12 protein-coding genes are annotated in these 21,902 nt (G+C 55.9%); 9 read left to right on the top strand and 3 right to left on the bottom strand.

Features of this window, described 5'->3' with window-relative positions; all coding sequences use genetic code 11:
- The first annotated feature begins 24 nt into the window (after nt 1–24).
- The 5 genes from glgB to L1D47_RS04405 all read left to right on the top strand — a co-directional run bounded on the left by glgB (nt 25) and on the right by L1D47_RS04405 (nt 9,905).
- Nucleotides 25–2,211, top strand: a complete 2,187-nt coding sequence (gene glgB, locus L1D47_RS04425) for a 1,4-alpha-glucan branching protein GlgB (RefSeq protein WP_239882766.1) — start codon at nt 25–27, stop codon at nt 2,209–2,211.
- A complete protein-coding gene (glgX, locus tag L1D47_RS04420; RefSeq protein WP_239882727.1) occupies nt 2,202–4,364 on the top strand; it encodes a glycogen debranching protein GlgX in 2,163 nt (720 codons plus the stop codon). Before glgB ends, glgX begins: the two co-directional genes overlap by 10 nt.
- Nucleotides 4,361–6,904, top strand: coding sequence for a glycogen/starch/alpha-glucan phosphorylase (locus L1D47_RS04415; protein WP_239882726.1), 2,544 nt, complete (start codon nt 4,361–4,363; stop codon nt 6,902–6,904). Before glgX ends, L1D47_RS04415 begins: the two co-directional genes overlap by 4 nt.
- A 78-nt stretch (nt 6,905–6,982) precedes the next feature.
- Entirely contained in the window at nt 6,983–8,257 is a 1,275-nt protein-coding gene (gene glgC / locus L1D47_RS04410) for a glucose-1-phosphate adenylyltransferase (protein WP_239882725.1), read from the top strand.
- A complete protein-coding gene (locus tag L1D47_RS04405; RefSeq protein WP_239882724.1) occupies nt 8,250–9,905 on the top strand; it encodes a glycogen/starch synthase in 1,656 nt (551 codons plus the stop codon). The genes glgC and L1D47_RS04405 overlap by 8 nt, the downstream gene beginning before the upstream one ends.
- Before the next feature lie 4 nt (nt 9,906–9,909).
- Here L1D47_RS04405 and L1D47_RS04400 read toward each other — a convergent pair whose 3' ends face one another.
- Together L1D47_RS04400 and L1D47_RS04395 are read right to left on the bottom strand one after the other, a co-directional pair.
- Nucleotides 9,910–10,383, bottom strand: coding sequence for an NYN domain-containing protein (locus tag L1D47_RS04400; RefSeq protein ID WP_239882723.1), 474 nt, complete (start codon nt 10,381–10,383; stop codon nt 9,910–9,912).
- Nucleotides 10,384–10,466: 83 nt separating this feature from the next.
- Nucleotides 10,467–10,994, bottom strand: a complete 528-nt coding sequence (locus tag L1D47_RS04395; protein ID WP_239882722.1) for a GNAT family N-acetyltransferase — start codon at nt 10,992–10,994, stop codon at nt 10,467–10,469.
- A gap of 216 nt (nt 10,995–11,210) precedes the next feature.
- On the opposite strand from L1D47_RS04395, the gene L1D47_RS04390 reads away from it, so the two are divergent.
- From L1D47_RS04390 to L1D47_RS04375, 4 genes are all read left to right on the top strand, one after another.
- Nucleotides 11,211–12,452, top strand: a complete 1,242-nt coding sequence (locus L1D47_RS04390) for an efflux RND transporter periplasmic adaptor subunit (protein ID WP_239882721.1) — start codon at nt 11,211–11,213, stop codon at nt 12,450–12,452.
- Nucleotides 12,452–15,556 carry a multidrug efflux RND transporter permease subunit gene (locus tag L1D47_RS04385; RefSeq protein ID WP_239882720.1) on the top strand — a complete coding sequence of 1,035 codons (3,105 nt, stop codon included), beginning with the start codon at nt 12,452–12,454 and terminating at the stop codon, nt 15,554–15,556. Before L1D47_RS04390 ends, L1D47_RS04385 begins: the two co-directional genes overlap by 1 nt.
- Before the next feature lie 1,074 nt (nt 15,557–16,630).
- Nucleotides 16,631–20,248 carry a PilC/PilY family type IV pilus protein gene (locus L1D47_RS04380; RefSeq protein WP_239882719.1) on the top strand — a complete coding sequence of 1,206 codons (3,618 nt, stop codon included), beginning with the start codon at nt 16,631–16,633 and terminating at the stop codon, nt 20,246–20,248.
- Nucleotides 20,249–20,316: 68 nt separating this feature from the next.
- Nucleotides 20,317–20,628, top strand: a complete 312-nt coding sequence (locus tag L1D47_RS04375; protein ID WP_152619148.1) for a TapY2 family type IVa secretion system protein — start codon at nt 20,317–20,319, stop codon at nt 20,626–20,628.
- 52 nt (nt 20,629–20,680) lie between these two features.
- On the opposite strand, the gene L1D47_RS04370 is transcribed toward L1D47_RS04375, so the two are convergent.
- Nucleotides 20,681–21,799 carry a PepSY-associated TM helix domain-containing protein gene (locus L1D47_RS04370; RefSeq protein ID WP_239882718.1) on the bottom strand — a complete coding sequence of 373 codons (1,119 nt, stop codon included), beginning with the start codon at nt 21,797–21,799 and terminating at the stop codon, nt 20,681–20,683.
- Between the last annotated feature and the right edge of the window lie 103 nt (nt 21,800–21,902).

Genomic DNA, 21,902 nt, shown 5'->3' with positions numbered 1-21,902 from the left:
GTGGATATCTTCGCCTTGCTCGGTATGCACGCCATTGAGGTTGCCGCCGCGACCAAATCAGGCAAAGGCATCAAGGATGCCAAGGCTGTGAACCTGGTTAAACGTCTGGTGGTGCGCTGTTTTCTGCCTGGGGCCGAGCGTGTCGAGCTGATCGCCGCCCAAGATGGCCGCAAGGTGGCCGAGCTGGTTAAGTGCCACGAGGCGGGGATATTCGCCGGGCTGGCGGGGCGGCGCATCAATCCTTTCGAATATCGCCTGCGGGTGCATTATCCCAGCTGCACCGAGGAGGTAAATGACCCCTATCAATATGCCAGCCTGCTGAGCGAGGAGGCGCTGTACCTATTTAGCGAGGGGCGTCAGGAGCAGGCCTATCGCTTCATGGGCGCCAACTGGCGTGAGGTGGATGGGGTCTGCGGCGTGCAGTTTTGTGTCTGGGCCCCCAATGCCAAGCGGGTATCGCTGGTGCATGATGCCATCGACTGGGACGGCAGACGGCATGTGATGCGCCAGCACCCGGCCAATGGCGTGTGGGAGATCTTTATTCCGCAGATGAAGGCGCTGACCCATTATAAATATGAGATTGTTACCCAAGCGGGCGAGCGACTGCTTAAGGCGGATCCCTTCGGCCGCGCCATGCAAGGCGCCCCGGGGAACGCTTCTATCGTGCCGCCGCAGCTCGATTATGCCTGGCAGGACAAGTCCTGGCTGGCGAAACGGGCCAAGCAGGCCTGGCACAATCAGCCCGTCTCCATCTATGAGGTTCATCTGGGTTCCTGGCGTCGCCAGGGGGAAAATGGCGAGCAGTATCTCAGTTATCGTCAGCTCATCGATCAGCTGATCCCCTATGTGGTGGAGATGGGCTACACCCATCTGCAGCTGATGCCACTGAGCGAATATCCCTTCGACGGCTCCTGGGGCTATCAACCCGTGGGACTCTATGCGCCGACCCACAGATTTGGTCAGCCCCATGAGTTCAAGGCCTTCGTCGATGCCTGCCATCAGGCCGGGGTCGGGGTGATCCTCGACTGGGTGGCGGCGCACTTCCCCAAGGATCCCCATGGGTTGACCCGTTTCGACGGCTCCTGCCTCTATGAACATCAAGATCCCCGTCAGGGCGAGCACCCCGACTGGGACACGCTTATCTATAACTATGGCCGCGGCGAGGTGCACAGCTATCTGCTCAGCAATGCTCACTACTGGCTGCAGGAGTTTCATTTGGATGGCTTGCGCCTGGACGCCGTCTCCTCCATGCTCTATCTCGATTACAGCCGCGAGCCCCATGAGTGGCTGCCTAACGCCCACGGCGGGCGCGAGAATCTCGATGCCATCGCCTTCTTGCAGGATCTTAACAGCCGTCTCTACCAGGGCTTTCCTGGCATCATGATGATCGCCGAGGAGTCGACCGCCTGGCCCGGCGTCACCAAGCGGGTCGATGAGGGCGGCCTGGGCTTCGGTTTTAAGTGGAACATGGGCTGGATGAACGACAGCCTTAGCTATATCCGCCGGGACCCTATCTATCGCAGCCATCATCACAACGAGCTGACCTTCAGCCTGATGTACTGCTTCACCGAGCAGTTTATCCTCTCCCTCAGCCACGACGAGGTGGTGCACGGCAAGGGGTCTTTGCTGCATAAGATCCCCGGCGACGACTGGCAGAAGTTTGCGACCCTGAGGGCCTATCTGGGCTTCATGTGGGGCCATCCCGGCAAGAAGCTGCTCTTCATGGGGGCGGACTTTGCCCTGCGCGACGAATGGGATCACCAGCATAGCCTCGACTGGCACCTGCTGGCCTTCGCGCCCCATCAGGGGATGCAGCGCTGGGTGAAAGATCTCAATAGCCTCTACCGACAGAGTGTGGCCCTCTATGGTGACGACCATCATGGCGAGGGGTTTAACTGGCTCGATTGTGACAACGCCAGCGCCGGGGTACTGAGCTTTATCCGCCAGAGCGGCGACAAGCAGCTGATCTTTATCGTTAACATGACCCCAGAGGTCTACCGCGAGTTTCGTATCGGTCTGCCTCAACCTGGGTGTTACCGTGAGCGCCTTAACAGCGACAGCCACTATTATGGTGGCAGCGACGTGGGCAATCAGGGGATGATCCAGACCCAGGTGCAGCCCTATCTGGGCCATGCCCAGAGCGCCTGCATCAGCGTGCCGCCCCTGGCCTGCCTGGTACTGGAACTGGATGAGCACCGCTCATGCGACTGACCCACGGCAAGCCTTATCCCTTAGGAGCAACCCTGGACAGTGACGGGGTTAACTTCGCGCTGTTTTCCGCCCATGCCAGCGCCGTCTATCTCTGTCTGTTTGATGAGACAGGGAGTGAGATAGCCCGTTTTCGTCTGGAGCGTCAGACTCAGCAGATCTGGCATGGTCATGTGTCAGAGCTGAAGGCGGGCTGCCGTTATGGCTATCGGGTCGACGGGCCCTATCAGCCGCTGATCGGCCACAGGTTTAATGTCAACAAGCTGCTGGTCGACCCTTATGCCAAGCGCTTGACCGGCGGGATAAGCGATCATGATTCCCACTATGGCTATCGCTTCGGTCACGAGCAGGAAGACCTGAGCTTCTGCGAGCTGGATAACGCCGATTTCATGCCTAAGTGCGTGGTGGTGGATCTCGATAACCTAAGGCCCATAACGCCCCTGGTGAATCCTTTTGATCAGAGTGACAGCCCGCTATCGCTGCGCCGCAGCGCTATCTACGAGCTGCATGTGAAGGGCTTTAGTCAGCAAAACCCCGAGGTGGCACCGGCCCACCGGGGGCGTTTCGCCGGCCTTGGCGATCCCGCCAGTGTGCAACATCTTACCCGCCTTGGGATCACCGCCGTCGAGCTGCTGCCCGTGCAGCAGTTTGTCAGCGAAGCCTTCTTGCAGCACAAGGGACTGACGAACTACTGGGGTTACAACACCCTGGGCTACTTCGCTCCCCATCATGCCTATCTGAGCGAACAGGAGGGGAAGGCGGCGATAGATGAGTTTCGCGACATGGTCAGTGCCCTGCACCGGGTTGGTATCGAGGTGATCCTGGATGTGGTCTATAACCACAGCGCCGAGGGCAATCGTCTGGGGCCTACCTATAGCTTCAAGGGGATAGATAACCTCAGCTACTACCGCCTGCATCCTATAGAGCCGCGCTACTACATCAATGATACCGGCTGCGGCAACACCCTGAATCTGTCTCACCCCAGGGTGTTACAGCTGGTGATGGATTCGCTGCGTTACTGGGTCGAGGTGATGGGGGTCGACGGTTTCAGGTTCGATCTGGCCACTACCTTAGGGCGTGAGGCGCACGGCTTCGATGCGGGCTCTGGCTTCTTCGACGCCATTGCCCAGGATCCTGTGCTCAGCCGGGTGCGGCTCATCGCCGAGCCCTGGGACATAGGCCCAGGAGGCTATCAGCTGGGGCAATTCCCCATCGGTTGGAGCGAGTGGAACGACAGGTATCGCGACACTGTGAGGCGCTTCTGGCGCGGCGATGCGGGCATGTTGCCCGAGTTTGCCAGACGCTTTCATGGCTCCAGCGATCTGTTCGAGCATGCCGGGCGCAAGCCCGCGGCCAGCATCAACTTTATCACCAGCCACGACGGCTTCACCCTGATGGATCTGGTGAGCTATCGCCGTAAGCATAATCAGGCCAACGGCGAGCAGAATCGCGATGGTCACAACGAGAATTATAGCGACAACTATGGCCTTGAGGGCCAGAGTGACGAGCCGGCGCTCAGTGCACTTAGAGTCCGCCAGTGCCGTAACCTGCTGACCACACTGTTTATGTCCCAAGGTGTGCCCATGTTGCTGGCCGGCGACGAGATGGGCCATAGCCAGCTGGGCAACAACAACGCCTACTGCCAGGACAACCCGGCGAGCTGGCTGGACTGGCGCATGGATATCGACAGCGATGAGCTGCTGAGTTTTACCGCTCAGTTGATCAAGCTGCGTCGCCGTTTCCCCATGCTGTGCCACAGAGACTATATCCATGAGAGTGCCAATCAGGCCTCTCCCGGCCTCGACTGGTTCTGCCGTCAGGGCGAGCCTATGACCAAGGCCCATTGGGGCGAGGCGCAGACCCGGACCCTGAGTCTGGTGATCAGCGGCGAACTCGAAGCCCAGGCCGGTTGTCGTCAGGCGCTGCTGTTGATGTTCAACGCCGACGACAGGCCGCAGCAGTTCACCCTGCCAAGCCTGGAAGGCATAGTGCAGTGGCAGTGTCTGCTCAGTACTCAGGATAGTCCCCAGTATGGCGAGTCCATTACCCATCAGGCCTTGCTGCAAGGCGCCAGCCTGGTGTTGCAGGACAAGAGCCTGACCATCTATTACGCCCAATTTTCCTCAATGCCGAGCGCGGCAGGAGAGTCTCGATGAGTTCGACTATTAAACCCCAAAAGCCCGCAAAGACCAACGAGCCCGCTAAGACGGCCAGTGAAACAGCCAGTCAGGCCGCAGCTGATGTGTCAGCTGAGAGCTTGGCCAAGGCCGACAGCCTCATCTGCGATCCCTGTGAGACCCTGGGCGCCTGTTTCGAGCGTCATATAGACAAGAGCCTGACCCCCAAGGAGCGCGACGAGCAGGCGCTGTTTTACGCCTTCGCCATGAGCGTTAAAGATCAGATGCTGCCTAAGTGGCGCGCCACGCGCCAGCTGGATCGCGACACGGGTAACAAGAAGGTCGCCTACCTGTCACTGGAGTTCCTCATGGGGCGAGCCCTTGGCAATGCGCTGCTCAACCTGGATATGAACGATGAGAGCGCCCAGGTGTTGCAAGATTATGCGGTCGCGCTGGAGACTCTGGAAGAGCAGGAGCATGACGCCGGACTGGGCAACGGTGGCCTGGGGCGCCTGGCGGCCTGCTTCCTCGACAGCTGTGCCAGCCTGGATCTCAACGTTACCGGCTATGGCATTCGTTACGAGTACGGCATGTTCGCCCAAAAGCTGTGTGACGGCTACCAGGTGGAACGCCCCGATCGCTGGCTCAGGGACGGCAACCCCTGGGAGGTACGGGTGCCGAGCCATAACGTGACAGTGCCTTTCTTCGGTCATACCGAGTCCTATATCGACCGTGACGGTAAACGCCAATACACCTGGGTGGAGACCCAGGACGTACTGGCGGTGGCCTATGACATTCCGGTACCCGGCTACCGTAACGAGCGGATCAACACCCTTAGGCTGTGGAAGTCTGAGGCGACGGACGACTTCGATCTCGAAGAGTTTAACCAGGGGGATTACACCGAGGCGGTGGCTCGCAAGAACCTGGCGGAGCAGATCACCATGGTGCTCTATCCCAATGATGCCAGCGAGAACGGCAAGGAGCTAAGGCTACGGCAGCAATACTTTCTCTCCTCTGCCAGCCTACAGGACTTGCTCAACACCTGGGTGAGCCAGCATGGCACTGATTTCAGGGATTTTGCCCGCCAGCATGTGATGCAGCTTAATGACACCCACCCTAGCGTGGCGATCCCCGAGCTGATGCGCCTCTTGATGGACAAGTATGGCCTGGACTGGGACAGTGCCTGGGCTATCACCAGTCAGACTATGGCCTACACCAACCACACCCTGCTGCCCGAGGCGCTGGAGCGCTGGCCGGTGCGCATGTTTGCCCATATGCTGCCCAGGCTGCTGGATATCATCTATGAGATCAACGCCCGCTATCTCGACACGGTCGCCCACCACTGGCCCGGCGATGGCGACAAGCTGCGGGCCATGTCGATCATCGAAGAGGGGGATGAGCCCCATATCCGTATGGCCTATCTGGCGATCGTCGCCAGCTTCTCGGTAAACGGTGTCGCCGGGCTGCATACCCAGCTGTTGACCTCGGGGCTGTTTAAGGACTTCTACGCCCTCTGGCCCGAGAAGTTTAACAACAAGACCAATGGCGTGACGCCGAGACGCTGGCTGGCCCAGAGTAATCCGGCCTTGGCCGAGCTGCTGGGCAAGCGCCTGGGCGATGGCTGGGTGAAGGACTTAAGTCGCCTCAGCGCCCTCAATGCCTTCACCGATGATGAGAGCCTGCTAAAAGCCTGGCAGGAGGTGAAGCATGGTAATAAGCAGCAGCTCGCCGAGCTTGTGGAGCAGGAGTGCGGAGTTCGCTTCGACCCCGCCATGATGTTCGATGTGCAGGTGAAGCGCATTCATGAATATAAGCGCCAGCTGCTCAATATTTTGCATGTGATCCATCTGTATCACCAGATCCAGCAGGGCAAGCTTACCGATATTACCCCTAGGTGCGTGCTGATCGGCGGCAAGGCGGCCCCCGGCTATGCCATGGCCAAACTATTGATAAAACTGGCCAATAATGTCGCCCACATGGTGAACTCGGATCCCCTGGTGGCCCCTTATCTGCGTTTTGCCTTCTACCCCAACTATAACGTCAGTGCCATGGAGCGTATCTGCCCGGCGACGGATCTCTCCGAGCAGATCTCCACCGCGGGCAAGGAGGCCTCGGGCACGGGCAACATGAAGTTCATGATGAACGGCGCCCTCACCATAGGCACCCTGGATGGCGCCAATATCGAGATGCTCGAGGAGGTGGGCGAGGACAACTTCTTCCTCTTCGGTCTGAGGGCCGACGAGGTGGAGGCGCTAAAGCCCCACTATGATCCACAACAGTTTATCAATAACTCCCAGGCGCTGAGCGAGGTGATTAGCCTGCTGGAAAGCGGCCATTTCAACCTGCTGGAGCCAGGGATCTTCGACCCCATCATCAACAGCATACGTTGTCCGCGGGACCCCTGGATGATCGCCGCCGATTTCGAGTCATACCGACTGGCTCAGGTGCAGGCGGCCAAGGCCTACCGGGATTGCCACCATTGGACACAGATGAGCATACGCAATACCGCCGCCTGTGGTCGCTTCTCCAGCGATGTCACCATTGGCCAATATCGAGACGAGATCTGGGGGATAGCCTAATGACGTTTATCGAGCTAAGTCGGGTCGCCGTGGCGCCCAAGCAAGTTGTCTGTTTTTTATCTCAAGGAGTGAGTTCTTATGCCTAACATGAATCCTAGCCCACGTTATATCAGTAATTTAACCCGAGAAACCTATGCATTAATCTTGGCCGGGGGGCGAGGTTCACGTCTACATGAATTGACCGACTGGCGCGCCAAGCCGTCGCTCTATTTCGGTGGCAAGTTCCGCATCATCGACTTCCCGCTGTCGAACTGCATCAACTCGGGCATTCGCCGTATCGGCGTCGTGACCCAATATAAGTCGCACTCCCTGATCCGCCATGTGATGCGTGGCTGGGGTCACTTCAAGAAGGAGCTGGGGGAATCAGTGGAGATCCTGCCCGCCTCCCAGCGTTATTCCGAGAGCTGGTACAAGGGCACGGCCGACGCCGTGTTCCAGAATATCGACATCATACGCCACGAGCTGCCCAAGTATGTGATGATCCTCTCTGGCGATCATGTGTATCGCATGGACTATGCCGGCCTACTGGCGGCCCACGCCGAGTCGGGCGCCGACATGACGGTCTCCTGCCTAGAGGTACCTGTGGCCGAGGCTGCGGGCGCCTTTGGGGTGGTCGAGGTGGACGAGCGCAACAAGATCTTGGGCTTCGAAGAGAAGCCCGCGCTGCCAAAGTATCTGCAGGAAAATCCCGAGATGTGCCTGGCCTCCATGGGCAACTATGTGTTCAACACAGAGTTCCTATTCGAGCAGCTCAAGAAAGACGCCATGAACGAAAACTCGGATCGCGATTTCGGTAAGGATATCATCCCGTCGATCATCGAGGAGCACGAGGTCTACGCCCACCCCTTCAGAAGTGGCTTCACCGATGAGGAAGCCTATTGGCGCGACGTGGGCACCCTGGACTCCTTCTGGCAGGCCAACATGGAACTGCTGTCGCCGACACCTGCGCTGAACCTCTATGATGCCAAATGGCCTATCTGGACCTTCCAGGAGCAGCTGCCACCGGCTAAGTTTGTCTTCGATGACGATGAGCGCCGCGGCATGGCGGTAGACTCCATCGTCTCGGGCGGCTGCATCATCTCGGGCTCCACCGTGAGGCGCAGCGTGCTGTTTAACGAGGTGCAGGTCTGCTCCTACTCCACGGTGGAAAACTCGGTGGTGCTGCCCGATGTGGTGGTGCTGCGTAACTGTCAGATAAAGAACGCCATCTTAGACAGAGGCTGCATCATCCCCGAAGGCACTGTGATCGGCCATGACCATGATCACGACAGGGCGCGGGGCTTTAGGGTGTCCGCAGGGGGGATCACCCTGGTGACTCGTGACATGTTGGGATTGCCGGTGGGTTATGAGTAAGCCGCAGCAGGAGAAAGTGATGAAGCGCGTATTGATGGTTGCCGCCGAGAACGGCGCGCTCAAGGGGGCTAAGGTGGGCGGCATGGCGGACGTTATCCGTGACCTGCCGGGCGCCCTCTATTCCCAGGGCGTGTGTAGCGATGTGATCATGCCAAGCTATGGCTTTTTGCATCGTCAGCAGGTGGCCGAATCGCTGGGGGAGCTGGTGGTGGATTTCTATGGGCAGCCACACTGGCTAAGCCTTTACCGCGCGGCGCACCCCAGTCTGCCCGAGGTGAATCTTTATCTAATCGATCATCCGCTGTTCGATCAGGGCGGTAAGATCTACACCCCGGGGGCGAGCGAACGCCCCTTTGCCGAGGACGCCAACAAGTTCGCCCTGTTTTGTTTGGGCGTCGCCAAGGCCTTGGCGTCGGGCCTGATGCCAAGGCCGGATCATCTGCATCTGCACGACTGGCACTGCGGCGTGCTGGCGCTGCTGCGCGCCTTTGCCCCCGAGTATGGCGCGCTAAAGGCGATCCCCTGCGTGTTATCCATTCATAATCTGGCGATTCAAGGCACGCGGCCGCTCAGTCAGGAGCACTCCTCCCTGCAGGCCTGGCTACCCGGTCTGTTTGCCACGCTCGATGACGATGAACTCGCTAAGGTGACAGATCCCAGATATCCCCAGTGTTTCAACCCGCTGCGCGCGGCCATAGTGCTGAGCGATCGCGTGCATCTGGTATCGCCGAGCTATGCCCAGGAGGTGCTGCGCCCCTCAGCGCCTGAGCTTGGGTTTGTCGGCGGTGAAGGATTGGAGGCTGATTTGCAGCTGAAACAACAAGCGGGCGCCCTGCATGGCATCTTAAACGGCTGCGAGTATCCAAGTCATAAAGGCTCGGGTCAGCTCAGTAAGCGTCAGGCGCTGTTCAGGGGCAGCACGGATAAGCTGACGCCACTCATCGACAGTGCCGAGCAAGCCATTGGGGGCTGGCTATGTCAGACGCCTTGGGTTCGCAGCGTCGATCAGCAGGCATTGATGACCCTTGCCCGGCTGCGGCGACAATCGGAATTTCAGGATGCCCCAAGGCTGCTATTGACCTCAGTGGGGCGTTTGACGGATCAGAAGATGGCGATCCTCTGCTACCGCGACGAGCAGGGCGTCAGCACTCTGGAGCATCTGCTTAAGATGCTGGCCGAGCATGCGCCAAGTGGCCTGATGGCGATCCTGGGCAGTGGTGAAGATGCCATCGAAACGCAGCTGATGCAGCTGGCTGGCAGATATCATAACCTGCTGTTTATCAATGGCTTCGATCTGCCCTTGTCAGACGCCCTGTATGAGTGCGGTAACCTCTTTATCATGCCCAGCTCCTTCGAGCCCTGCGGCATCAGTCAGATGCTGGCGATGCGGGCGGGGCAGCCCTGCATGGTGCATGGGGTTGGCGGGCTCAAAGATACGGTAAGCCATGGGGAAGACGGCTTCGTTTTCTATGGAGATAGCCTTGCAGAGCAGTCGGCCGCCTTGCTACAGACCCTAGCGCAGACCCTGCCACTCATAGGTAAGGAGGAGTGGCAGCAGGTCTGTGATAACGCCAGTCATAAGCGATTTAGCTGGGAGGCTTCGGCGAAGGCCTATTGCCAGCAGCTCTACAAGCTGTCAGCGCATTAGAGCATTAGCGCAGCAGCTCGCCGTCGATGGGGTGAAACTCTGTGGCGGCGTCCATCAACGCCTTGGCGGTGAGCTCAGGCACACCGTAAACCTGGGTTTCTACGGCATGTTTGCTTGCGATATGCTCGAGCAGCATGGCGAAGTCACCATCCCCCGAGAGTAGAATCACAGCATCCACCTCGGCGGCCAGCTCCATGATATCTATGGTGATCCCCAGGTCCCAGTCTCCCTTGGCGCTCCCATCGCTGCGCTGAATGAAGGGCTTTAGCTTGACCTCGAAGCCGATATGCTTGAGGGCATCCTGAAACTTGATCTGACCGTCATCGCCCCGGTCGATAGCATAGGCTAGCGCCTTCACTATCTCTCCCTGCTCATTGAGCCTCTGCCACAGCGCGTGATAGTTAAACTGACGACCATAGGCCTGGCGGCAGGTGTAATAGATGTTCTGGACATCGACAAAGAGGGCGATTCGTTTCACGCAGTCTCATCTTTTTGTTGTTTGGTCGTTAGACCATACCCGAGTGACTCCACATAGGAAAGTGCGTTCATGGGAAAGTGCGTTCATGTTTCTTTGCCATATTGCATCAAAACGAGCTGTTTGCCTTGAGTCTGGTAGCGCCTTTGCAGCTGCAGCAGCTCGCTGGGAGGGTTATTGGGTAACATGAAGCCCAGGCCGCGGTAGAAAGCAGTGAGCTCGGCTTCGCAAAACAGGAAACTGGGCGCCGCGCCAAGTGTCGGTGCCAACGCCTGCATCAGGCTTGTACCCAGCCCTTGTCCCCGTAACTGTGGGTGGACTAACAGGCCGGTCAGCAGGCGATAGGGACCTATTGGGCGGATGCGCGCCGCGGCGGCTATCTGTCTGTCTTCGAAAAGTAGGCTTTCTCGCTCTTGCCTTGTTTGATGCGCAATCGCCTGCGCTTGAATTGGCTGAGTTTTACTTGCGTGAGTCTTGCTTGCCTGTTCGGTCTGCTCACCGAAGTAGACGACGCAGAGGGCTTCTTTCTTGGCGATCCTGGCGTGAGGCATGAACGCCTTGTAGAAGGTAAATGCCTGTGCACGGCTGTCGTTGTCTAGCCAGTCGAGTTTCATGCTTGCTTGTCTTTTCCCTATTTACGCTGCTTGTCATTCATCAGCCGAAAGTTAGCGTGCTCGCTACCTGTCATGCTTGGCCGACATATCTGTTTGCACTCTTGTGATTCAATGAGTGTGACGCTTTGCGCAGCTTTACATTGCTTTACCCTCTAAGCCACGGCGCCATTTTACAATAGGGGCACTCGAAAAGCCCATGGATAAGATACCGCCCCAATGGATAAGAAATACCTGTTTGTTCCTCTTTGCCTGCTAGCCCTGGCAGTGCTGTTCACCTTTGCCCTAGACGACAAGCAGGCTGAGGGGCAGTCGTCACAAGCGACTAATACCAAAGCGACTAATACCACTGCAGCAAGCACCAAAGGCGCTAATGCCACAGCAGTTAATGCCAGGGCCGTTAATACCAGCGCCCTTAATACCAGAGCCCTTAATACTAGAGCCGTGCCTATCGCCAGTGCCAGGGTCGAGGCCCACCAAGTGGCGCAGCACCTGTCGTTAGTGGGTAAGCTTGCCGCCAATCACTCGGTACAGATCGCCGCCGAGGTGGCGGGTAAGGTGCAGGCGATCAACTTAAGTGATAATCAGGCCGTGGAACAGGGACTGGTATTGGTGCGTCTCGAAGATGCCAAGGCCAAGGCAAACCTGGCCGAGGCCAAGGCCTATCTCAATGACGAGCGGCGCAAGTTAGGTGAATACCAGCGACTCATAGGTAAGCACGCCATCACCCAGACCGAGATAGATGCCCAGCTGGCCAGTGTCGATATCGCCAAGGCCAGGCTAGAGGCTGCACAGGCGGATCTGGACTATCACACGCTCAAGGCGCCTTTCGATGGCGTCGTCGGGCTGGTGGATTTTAGTCTGGGCAAGCTGGTGAGCGTCGGCAGTGAGTTGGTGAGCCTGGACGATCTCTCCAGCATGCGCCTGGATCTGCAGATCCCCGAGCGTTATCTGTCGCAGATCTATATGGGTATGCCTGTGGTGGCCAGCAGCAGTGCCTGGGCTGGCGCCGAGTTTCATGGTCAGGTGGTGGCCATGGCCCCAAGGATCAATCCTGAGACCCTCAATCTCAAGGTGAGGGTGAATTTCGATAACCCGGATCATCGGCTAAGGCCCGGCATGTTGATATCGGCGCGGCTCAATTTCGCCCCCGTGACCCAGGCCGTGGTACCGGTTCAGGCATTGGAGTATTCCGGCACCAAACGTTTTGTCTATGTGGTGGGGAGCGACAATATCGCCCGCCGCACTCGGGTGACCCTGGGGGCGCGTATCGACGATCAGGTGCTGATCGATGATGGCTTATCCCTGGGGGACACCATAGTGGTCAAGGGGCTGGTGAACATGCGTGATGGCATCAAGGTCGAGGATGTCGAGGCTAGCCAGCTGGCTGACAGCTCGGGCGAGGGGCGGCTATCAGAGGCCCAGGCGGGCGAGGCTGAACTCACACGAGGACAGAGCTAATGTTGCTGTCGGATCTGTCGGTTAAACGCCCTGTGGTGGCGATCGTCCTAAGCCTGTTGCTGTGTGTGTTTGGTCTGGTGAGTTTTTCCAAGCTGGCGGTGCGTGAGATGCCGGATGTGGAGAGCCCTGTGGTCACTGTGATGACCACTTACAGCGGCGCCTCGGCCAGCATCATGGAGAGTCAAATTACCACTGTGCTGGAAGATGAGCTGACGGGGATCAGCGGCATAGATGAGATCACCTCAGTGACCCGCAACGGCATGTCGCGCATCACCATCAGCTTCGATCTCGACTGGAACCTGACCGAGGGGGTGAGCGATGTACGCGATGCCGTGGCTAGGGCCCAGCGCCGCCTGCCCGACGAGGCGGACGAGCCGATCGTCTCTAAAGACAATGGCTCGGGAGAGCCCTCTGTCTACATCAACCTTAGCTCCAGCAACATGGACAGGACTCAGCTGACCGATTATGCCCAGCGGGTGTTGGAAGACAGGTTTAGCCTGATCACCGGGGTCAGCTCGGTCAATATCTCCGGCGGCCTCTACAAGGTGATGTATGTGCAGCTGGATCCCAAGTTGATGGCCGGACGTGGGGTAACCACCACAGATATTAGCAATGCGCTGCGCAGCGAAAACGTCGAGAGCCCCGGCGGAGAGGTGCGTAACGACACCACTGTGATGACGGTGCGTACCGCCAGACTCTATCTGCATCCCGAAGACTTCGACTATCTGGTGGTGCGCAGCGCCAGCGACGGCAGTCCCATCTATCTTAAGGATGTCGCCAAGGTATTTATCGGCGCCGAGAATGAGAACTCTACCTTCAAGAGTGACGGTGTGCCTAACCTGAGCCTGGGTATCGTGGCACAGTCCGACGCTAACCCGCTGCAGGTGGCGCAGCGGGTGCATCAGGAGGTGGATAAGTTGCAGAAGTTTCTGCCCGAGGGGACACAACTGTCGGTGGATTATGACTCGACCGTGTTTATCGACCAGTCGATCGGCGAGGTGTACAACACCCTCTATATCACCGGTGCCCTGGTGGTGCTGGTGCTCTACCTGTTTATCGGTCAGGCGAGGGCGACGCTGATCCCGGCGGTGACAGTGCCGGTTTCTTTGATCTCGGCCTTCATCGCCGCCAACTACCTCGGCTACTCCATCAACCTGCTCACCCTGATGGCGCTTATCTTAGCCATCGGCCTGGTGGTGGATGATGCCATAGTGGTGGTCGAGAACATCTTTCATCATATCGAGCGAGGAGAGCCGCCTATTCTGGCGGCCTATAAAGGCACCCGAGAGGTGGGCTTTGCCGTGGTGGCGACCACCGCCGTGTTGGTGATGGTGTTTCTGCCAATCTCCTTCATGGACGGCATGGTGGGACGTCTGTTTACCGAGTTTGCCGTGATGCTCGCCATGGCGGTGATTTTCTCATCGGTGATCGCGCTCACCCTGACCCCAGTGCTCGGCAGCAAGCTGCTCACGCGTAAGCATGAGGCTAATGCCCTTAACCGTCTGATGGACGCAGGATTCTCAAGACTTGAGGCCGTCTATCGTCGCTGTCTGGTCTGGGCGGTGCGTTATCGCCTGGGTGCACCTGTGGTGATCATCGCCTGTGTTTTTGGTAGCGGTCTGTTGATGAAGCTGGTACCGGCGCAGCTGGTCCCTCAGGAAGACAGGGGGGTGATCTTCGCCTTCGTGAAGGGCGCCGAGGGCACCAGCTATAACCGGATGACGGGCAACATGGATATCGTCGAGCAGCGACTGATGCCACTGCTGAGCCAGGGAGTGATCAAGTCCTTCAGCGTGCAGGCGCCGGCATTCGGCGGACGCGCCGGCGATCAAACCGGCTTTGTGATCATGCAGTTGGAAGATTGGCAGGCGCGTGACATCAATGCGCAGCAGGCATTGGGCATAGTGGCTAAGGCGCTTAAGGGTATCCCGGATGTGATGGTGCGGCCCATGCTACCCGGCTTTAGGGGGCAGTCTAGTGAGCCTGTACAATTTGTGTTGGGGGGCAGCGACTATGATGAGCTGTTTAAGTGGGCCAGCGAGCTTAAGGCGATTGCCGATGTTTCGCCCATGGTGACCGGCGCGGACCTCGACTATGCCGAAACCACGCCTGAGTTGGTGGTGATTGTGGACAGGCAGCGCGCCGCCGAGCTGGGGATCAGCGTCGCCCAGGTCTCTCAGACGCTGGAGGTGATGCTTGGGGGCCGCAGCGAAACCAGCTTTATCGAGCGAGGAGAGGAGTACGACGTGTATCTGAGGGGAAAGGAGGAGAGCTTCAACAGCATGGCGGATCTGAGTCAGATCTACATGCGCGCCGCTAACGGCGAACTGATCACCTTAGATGCCATTACCCATATCGAGGAGGTGGCCTCGGCGCATAAGCTGAGTCATACCAATAAGCAGAAGTCGATCACCCTCAAGGCCAATCTTGGAGAGGGCTACACCTTAGGCGAGGCGCTGGATTTTCTCGACGCCAAGGCGATTGAGATCTTGCCCGGCGATATCAGTATTGGCTACACGGGTGAGTCCAAGGATTTTAAGGAAAACCAGAGTAGCGTCATGATGGTCTTTGCCCTGGCGTTGCTGGTGGCCTACCTAGTGCTGGCGGCACAGTTCGAGAGCTTTATCAACCCTCTGGTGGTGATGTTGACTGTGCCCATGGGGATCTTCGGTGGCTTCATGGGTCTCTATCTGATGGGCGTCGGGCTCAACATCTACAGCCAGATAGGGATGATCATGTTGATCGGCATGGTGACCAAGAATGCCATCCTGATCGTCGAGTTTGCCAACCAGCTCAGGGATAGGGGGGCCTCATTGGAGCGTGCGATATTGGACGCCTCGGCGCGCCGCTTGCGTCCGATCCTGATGACGGCCTTTACTACCTTGGTGGGGGCCGTGCCCCTGATTTTATCGAGCGGTGCCGGTTCCGAGAGCCGAATCGCCGTGGGCACTGTGGTGTTCTTCGGCATGGCATTTGCGACCCTGGTGACCCTACTGGTGATACCCGCCATGTATCAGCTGATCTCCGGTCGTACCCGATCGCCCGGCTTTGTGGCCGAACAGTTAGAGCATGCTATCGCCAAACAGCAGGCAAGCGGCGCCTGAGTGGCTGGATGTTCGACTAGGTGACAGGATGCATTAGTGAATAGTTGGCTAGACGACTCAGTGACTTAGTAAAAGGTGACGCCCCTGTCTTGCCCCTGTGTATTTGAAATAGGGGGAAGACAGGGGGAAGAACTTCACTGCGCTTCATCTGAACCTTAGCGGGTAAACGTAAAATGCCTGTCACAGAGAACTTGTCTCTGTGCCAATGCTGTCGAGGTCGATGTTGAGCCGGTTGACCCTATAAGCTGCCGACTCTTGGCTTGTTAACTTGTTTTCCTCAAGTGCTATGAGTTTTCTTAAAACGTATTAGTTAGGAAGAGCAAATTTAAAAATGGGGCTGAATAATTGCCGACAAAATTGGGGGCCAATTCGATTATCTATTACTTATTATTTCACATCGATGATAGCCTCTAAGTTTGTTGTCTTAAAGATGATTGTCATAAAAGATGATTATCCCAAACAATTCATTAGATTAATTTCATGTTTCTATGTTTGGCCTAAATAGCCATTAAGTTGAAAAATTTACATCTTAAATAACAACTGAATATTTTTTGTTCTAGAGTGACTAAATATTCACCTTAAGTGGCATGATAGAGTGAGTGTCATTTATACGACGGTTATACTTATCTTTTTATACTTTGCCTATCTGTTTAAAACCTCCTCATCATTAAGAGGTTAATCGTTTATTATTTAGTTGGTTATATTTGTTTTGAGTTTTTGCTTTAGTCTTAAGTTGGTTGTAAATTGTACTGGTCATTCCAGTGTCAATAAAATAGCGCAGTTGTTACCTAAGTCTGTTATTCAGTCAAACTTCGATAATCCTCCTGTTTGCATGATTCATTTTGGTTAAAAATGTTGCATTTTATATCCATGGGGTGTTAAATCCGCTTTCTATCGCACTTTTGTCTCATCCTAGGTGGCTGAATTCATGCTTACGGCTAGTGTTTTGCTGCCTGAAAGTCTGTCTTTGGTTGATAGCCTCTAGCTATAGCGGGTTTAGGTAGTGAGCCATGAAAGTGGGATAAGGGGTCATTTAAAAAATTAAAAAGAATTTGAAGTAATAGGTTTAGTGAAATGGATATTTTGCGCGCTGGTCAGTCTGCTCTGGCAAATATCATCATGCAGCGAAAGGGAGAGCTTGTTAAACCCCTTGTCGCGCTGTTGACTGCCATCATGAGTCTTCTCTCGGCTTCTTTGTGGGCCGACGATACCGAGTTATATGTCTATGAGGCGAGTGCCCGAACGGGCGCCAGGCCACAGATCCTGCTCATCTTCGATAACTCAGGCAGTATGGGCACCACAGTCTATGATGTGGATGTGCCTTATAGCCCAGGTGCCGGCGGAGGTTCCGGTTCCAATAACGCTACATCTGGGATGCTCTATTACGTGAAGGGCGATCAGGGGAAGAATAAGCTACCCAATCCCGATGACCCCAACGAGCGCCGCAAATTCTCGGGCGACATCAACAGCTGCGCGAGTTCATGGGAATTTCTTAACGACTATGGTGTATTTACCGGTTTCTTTCGCAAGTATACCTATAGTGGCGCCAATGGTGCCTGGCGCGAGTTTGGTGACAACAACGGCCTGAATGCCAAGGCGGTGGATTGTTACGAAGACATTCAAGAAGGCACTTATCTTAACGCCAAGGGCCTCATGTCTGGCTTGCCTGTCGATAGTTTGGGGTCTCCCACCACGCCTATCATGTATAACAATGTCAGCAGTAGTTCGAGTGATAGCATCAAGAAGACCGCCAAGGAGCAGGCGCAGCTTACTGGCTTTGGTACCGGGCGGGTGCTCACCGTGTATACCGAGGATTACCTTCGCTGGCATCATAATGCCAATAAGAAACAAGAAGATAAGACTCGCTTAGCCTTAGCTAAAGATGCGATTAAGAACGTCGTCCTAACCACCCCAGGGGTGGACTTTGGCCTGGCAATCTTCAACATGAATGGTCCGGACGATACCTTGGATAATGGTCGTAACGGCGGCCGTATCATCAAGGCGATTCAGACCCTCTCTCCAGGGCAAAAAAAGACTTTGCTTGAAGGGGTTAAAGATATTGAGTATGGCTGGAATACCCCCCTGTGTGAAACCCTCTACGAGGCCTACCGTTACTTTGCCGGCGCGCCTGTGCTCTTTGGCGATGATGACAAAAATTACACCTATAAATCATGGGGTCGATGGGTAACTTATAAAGCCAATAAAAATGACGGTTTAGATCAAGGTGCACTCAATAAAACAGATAAGAAGCTCTATCAATCGCCCTTTAAAAAATGTCAGAACAATGCCTATATCGTCTTCATCACTGATGGTGAACCGACGCTGGACAGCGCCGCCGATAAAGCGGTAAATGATTTGACAGGCGGCGTCGACAAACACAGCACCAGCTACATGAGCGCGCTGTCGAGTTGGATGTATCGCAAAGACGTGAACCCTAACCTGGATGGGGAGCAACATGTGATCACCCACACCATTGGCTTCAGTGAGGGGGCGAAGAAGGCCGAAGACCTGCTGAAGAAGGTGGCAAGCAAGGGGGGCGGAAGTTATTTCGATGCCACCGACGCGACTAAGCTGCAGGGTTCGATTCAGCAGGCGGTGAACGAGGTGTTGGCCAACAGCGCAAGTTTTACCTCGCCTTCTGTGGCCAGTAACAACTTTAACCGCACCCAGACCTTTAATTATGCCTATTACTCCATGTTTCTGCCGGACAGGGGGCCGCGCTGGACAGGCAATATCAAGAAGTTCAGAGTCGACTCCGAAGGCAAGGTATTAGATGCTGAGGGTAAGTTAGCCATAGGTGGTGACGGCAATATCAAGGACGATGCTTGTTCCTACTGGACGCCCAAGAACCTCTGTGGAGATGGTAACGATGTGCGCAAGGGCGGCGTGCTGTCGGCTATGCAGGGTGCCGATAGCCGAACCCTGTATAGCAATCTGGGGGGCGGCATGGACAAGCTGAGCCTATCGGCGGCAGCCAGCAAGGCAGGCGGCAAGGAGAAGCTAGCCAATTTCATGGGGGTGGATAAGAGTCAGCTCAAGGAGCTCTTCGACTGGGCCAAGGGACTGGATGTGGACAACGAGAAGAATCAGTCTAGCATTGCCAATCCCAACAAGAATTGGCGCAGTGACATCATGGGTGATGCCCTGCACTCTAAGCCTCTGGCATTGAACTTCGGCAGTAAGTCCAGCCCGGATATCCGTATCTTGGTGGGCACCAACCATGGTTTCATGCATATGTTCAAGGATGACACCACTGCCAATGAGGTTAGCGAGAGCTGGGCCTTCATGCCTTATGAAGTGCTGCCTAATATCCAAACACTAAGAAACAATGTGCCGACGGGCGTGCACTCAGTCTATGGTGCCGACGGTTCTCCAGTGGCCTATGTGAAAAATGGCGCCTCAGGCGTAGAAAAAGCCTGGCTTTATTTCGGCATGCGTCGTGGTGGTGACAGCTACTATGCCCTGGATATCAGTAATCCCGATTCACCAACCTTCAAGTGGCGTATCGATGCCAGCTCTCCGGGCCTAAGTGAGCTGGGACAATCCTGGTCGACGCCTGTGGTGACCACGATTCGCAGCGCCAGTGGTACCGACAAGCCGGTGCTCATCTTCGGCGCCGGTTACTCGCCGGCAGGTAAGGATAGTAAGAATGTCGGCACCGCGGACAATAAGGGGCGCGGTGTATTCATCGTCGATGCCGATACCGGCAAACTCATCCATCAGTTTGGCGTAGGTGGCGGCACTGCCCTGCCAGGAATTCAGGACAGTATTCCCAGCGGTGTGGCGGTACTCGATGCCGATGGTGATGGCAATACTGACCGTATCTATGCCGTCGATACTGGCGGTAGCGTCTGGCGCATGGATATGCCTAGGGCGGATAAGAGCAGCTGGTCGGCCTTTAAGTTTGCCGATCTGGGTGGCAAGTCGCTGCTGCAGAATCGTCGCTTCTACTCGGCCCCTGCTGTGGCACAGACCCTGATTAATAACGTCTCTGTGGTTGATCATACGGTCAATGGCAAGACCACAAGGGTGACCACCAGTCAGAATGTGCCTTACGATGCCGTGGTGGTGGGCAGTGGTCACAGGGCGGCGCCGTCGGATACTTCCCGAGAGGATATCCTCTTCGTCCTGCAAGACCGAAATGTGGTGACTCAGACCTTTGGCGGTACAGGCAGGCCTAAGGCGCCAGCGGCTTTGACCATCGGCGATCTCTATGAAAATACCAAGTCGAGAGCGGAGATCACGCCCGATAAGCTGGCTATCGGTAAGAAACTGGGTTGGTATTTCAAGTTTCCCGAGGATGGTGAGAAGAACCTGTCATCGGCGACCATTATTGCTGGGAAGGTGCTGTTTACGACGTTCGTTCCTGGTAATTCGACGGCAACTAATCAGTGTTTGAGTTCAGGTAAGGGATATTTAAGAAGTTTTAACCTTCAGTATGGTACTAGTACCTATAAGTCGACCGTACTCGAAGCGGGTAACTTGGTGCTAGACACGCCTCAGCTGGTGATCCCCGCCGACAATAAAGGCGGCCAAGGAAAGGATGGTGACGCCTATATGTATCTTATTGGCATAGGTAATGCCGCCGAGGAGATGGAGAAGGTTAACCCCGACGACGAATGCCCAGCCGGGAATAACCGCTGTATAGGTGGTCGTCTGCGCGCCAAAAAGCTCTACTACTATAGCGAGTAGTTGATGGTATTCAGGAATAAGTGATGCTGAGTGGTGAGATGATTAAATCAATAAGTGAGAGAATTAGCGTGAATAAATTAACTTTGCTGGTGCTACTCGCCGGTTGTGCGATGACTGGGCCGCTACAGGCGGAGCCCCGTGAAGACTACAAGTGCTTCATCGACACCAATAAGGGGCAGGTGCTGGTGCGTTTCTCCTGGCAGCCCAGCAAGGCGTCAAAGTATAAGAAGCAGCTCCTCGGCAGTCAGTTGCCCGCCTTGCCCCACACAGACGGTAAGCCCATGCTAGTGAAACGTGTCTATGAGTGTGTCAAAAAAGAGGAAGCATTTAGCACCAGCCAGGGACGCATGCTAGAGCATAATTGGCCCATGGAAGGCTAAACGTTATCGAATCCTTATCAAGAGGCCGGGTGATCACCCGGCCTTTTTTATCCTATCGGGCCAATACCTGCTCCTTCGAGGTCTTGCATTGTGTTGGCAACGTGCGGCGCCTTGTTTGTGGTTTGCGCCGGATCTGCCACATTAAATAACCGGAGAGGGCCATCAGGCTCGGGAAAAAGCCCACCACACACCAGATGATTTTGCTGACTAATCCGCCGAAATGGCCGTAATGCAGTGGACGAAAGCTGTCGACGAATTGGTAAAGTGCATCGGCCTGAGTGGCATCCTCGCTGGCGGTGAGGCGACCCGCTTTATCATCGAAACTGACAATAGAACCATAGTCGCTGCGAAGAGCTCCGCTGTCTCTTGCGGCGCCAAACAGGTGGATGCCGGGATAACTCTTGTCGGGAAAGCGTACATAATGGGCTTCGAAGCCCGGGATAACTTGATTTGCCTGAGTCAATAGCGCATTGAAATCCAGCTGCTTGTTGTAGTAGCTCTGGGTGATGGCGAGTGTTTTAGGATCTATCTCATCCCACTCTTCTAAGATGTGCGCTATGTTCCACCAGGCGCCGGTAAAGCCAAGGATTAGAAACAGCGGTGCGCCGACTATCCCCATCATCTTGTGGCTGTCGCTGAGAATGAGTCGCAGACTCTTACCCCATCTTAGGGTGAAGAAGGTTCGCCAGAACTGACGATGTAGGATAAATCCAGATAACGAAAGCAATATCAGCAAGACAGATATTAATGCGGTAACGGCGAGCCCCAGGTGATCTGCCAGTAAGGTGTAGTGCAGCTCCAGCAGCCAATCCAGCAGGTAGTGACTCAGGCCGACGGGCTGGCTTAGTAAGTTGCCTTGGCTTGGGTCGACAAACAGGATCTGCCAGTCGTAGGTACCCTGCTTGGCCACATAGAGCTTGTCTGCCTCGCCGGCGCGAGCCGCAAACTGCCAGCCAAGGATTTCATGTTGTGGCAAGGCCTGGTCTGCCGCTTTCAGGAGCTGGGTAAAGCTCTGGCGGCTATCATCGGCGGCGAGCACCTTCTCAGGCATCAACAGGTGTTCGAGTTCGCTCTTAAACACCAAGATACTGCCGGTCATGGTGATGATAAATAGCGGCGCGGCGGCGAGGAGTCCGAGCCAGCCGTGCCATTTCCATAGGAGACGACGCATTAGATGAATACCTTTTGTTATGGCGCCATTCTGAAAGATGCGAGTGGCAGGGTAGAAGAATCAGGCTTGAGGTTAATGTTAATGAGAGTCAATTTCATTCTCA

The organism is Shewanella sp. Isolate7 (assembly GCF_022398425.1).
Taxonomy (GTDB): domain Bacteria; phylum Pseudomonadota; class Gammaproteobacteria; order Enterobacterales; family Shewanellaceae; genus Shewanella.
Note: the sequence above shows the minus strand (reverse complement) of the source record. Positions and strands in the feature narration are given on the sequence as shown.

Excerpts from the sequence above, each read along its gene's own strand:
- glgB (WP_239882766.1), top strand. The coding sequence starts at position 25 with ATGCACGCCATTGAGGTTGCCGCCGCGACCAAATCAGGCAAAGGCATC.
- glgX (WP_239882727.1), top strand. The coding sequence starts at position 2,202 with ATGCGACTGACCCACGGCAAGCCTTATCCCTTAGGAGCAACCCTGGAC.
- L1D47_RS04415 (WP_239882726.1), top strand. The coding sequence starts at position 4,361 with ATGAGTTCGACTATTAAACCCCAAAAGCCCGCAAAGACCAACGAGCCC.
- glgC (WP_239882725.1), top strand. The coding sequence starts at position 6,983 with ATGCCTAACATGAATCCTAGCCCACGTTATATCAGTAATTTAACCCGA.
- L1D47_RS04405 (WP_239882724.1), top strand. The coding sequence starts at position 8,250 with ATGAGTAAGCCGCAGCAGGAGAAAGTGATGAAGCGCGTATTGATGGTT.
- L1D47_RS04395 (WP_239882722.1), bottom strand. The coding sequence starts at position 10,994 with ATGAAACTCGACTGGCTAGACAACGACAGCCGTGCACAGGCATTTACC.
- L1D47_RS04390 (WP_239882721.1), top strand. The coding sequence starts at position 11,211 with ATGGATAAGAAATACCTGTTTGTTCCTCTTTGCCTGCTAGCCCTGGCA.
- L1D47_RS04385 (WP_239882720.1), top strand. The coding sequence starts at position 12,452 with ATGTTGCTGTCGGATCTGTCGGTTAAACGCCCTGTGGTGGCGATCGTC.
- L1D47_RS04380 (WP_239882719.1), top strand. The coding sequence starts at position 16,631 with ATGGATATTTTGCGCGCTGGTCAGTCTGCTCTGGCAAATATCATCATG.
- L1D47_RS04370 (WP_239882718.1), bottom strand. The coding sequence starts at position 21,799 with ATGCGTCGTCTCCTATGGAAATGGCACGGCTGGCTCGGACTCCTCGCC.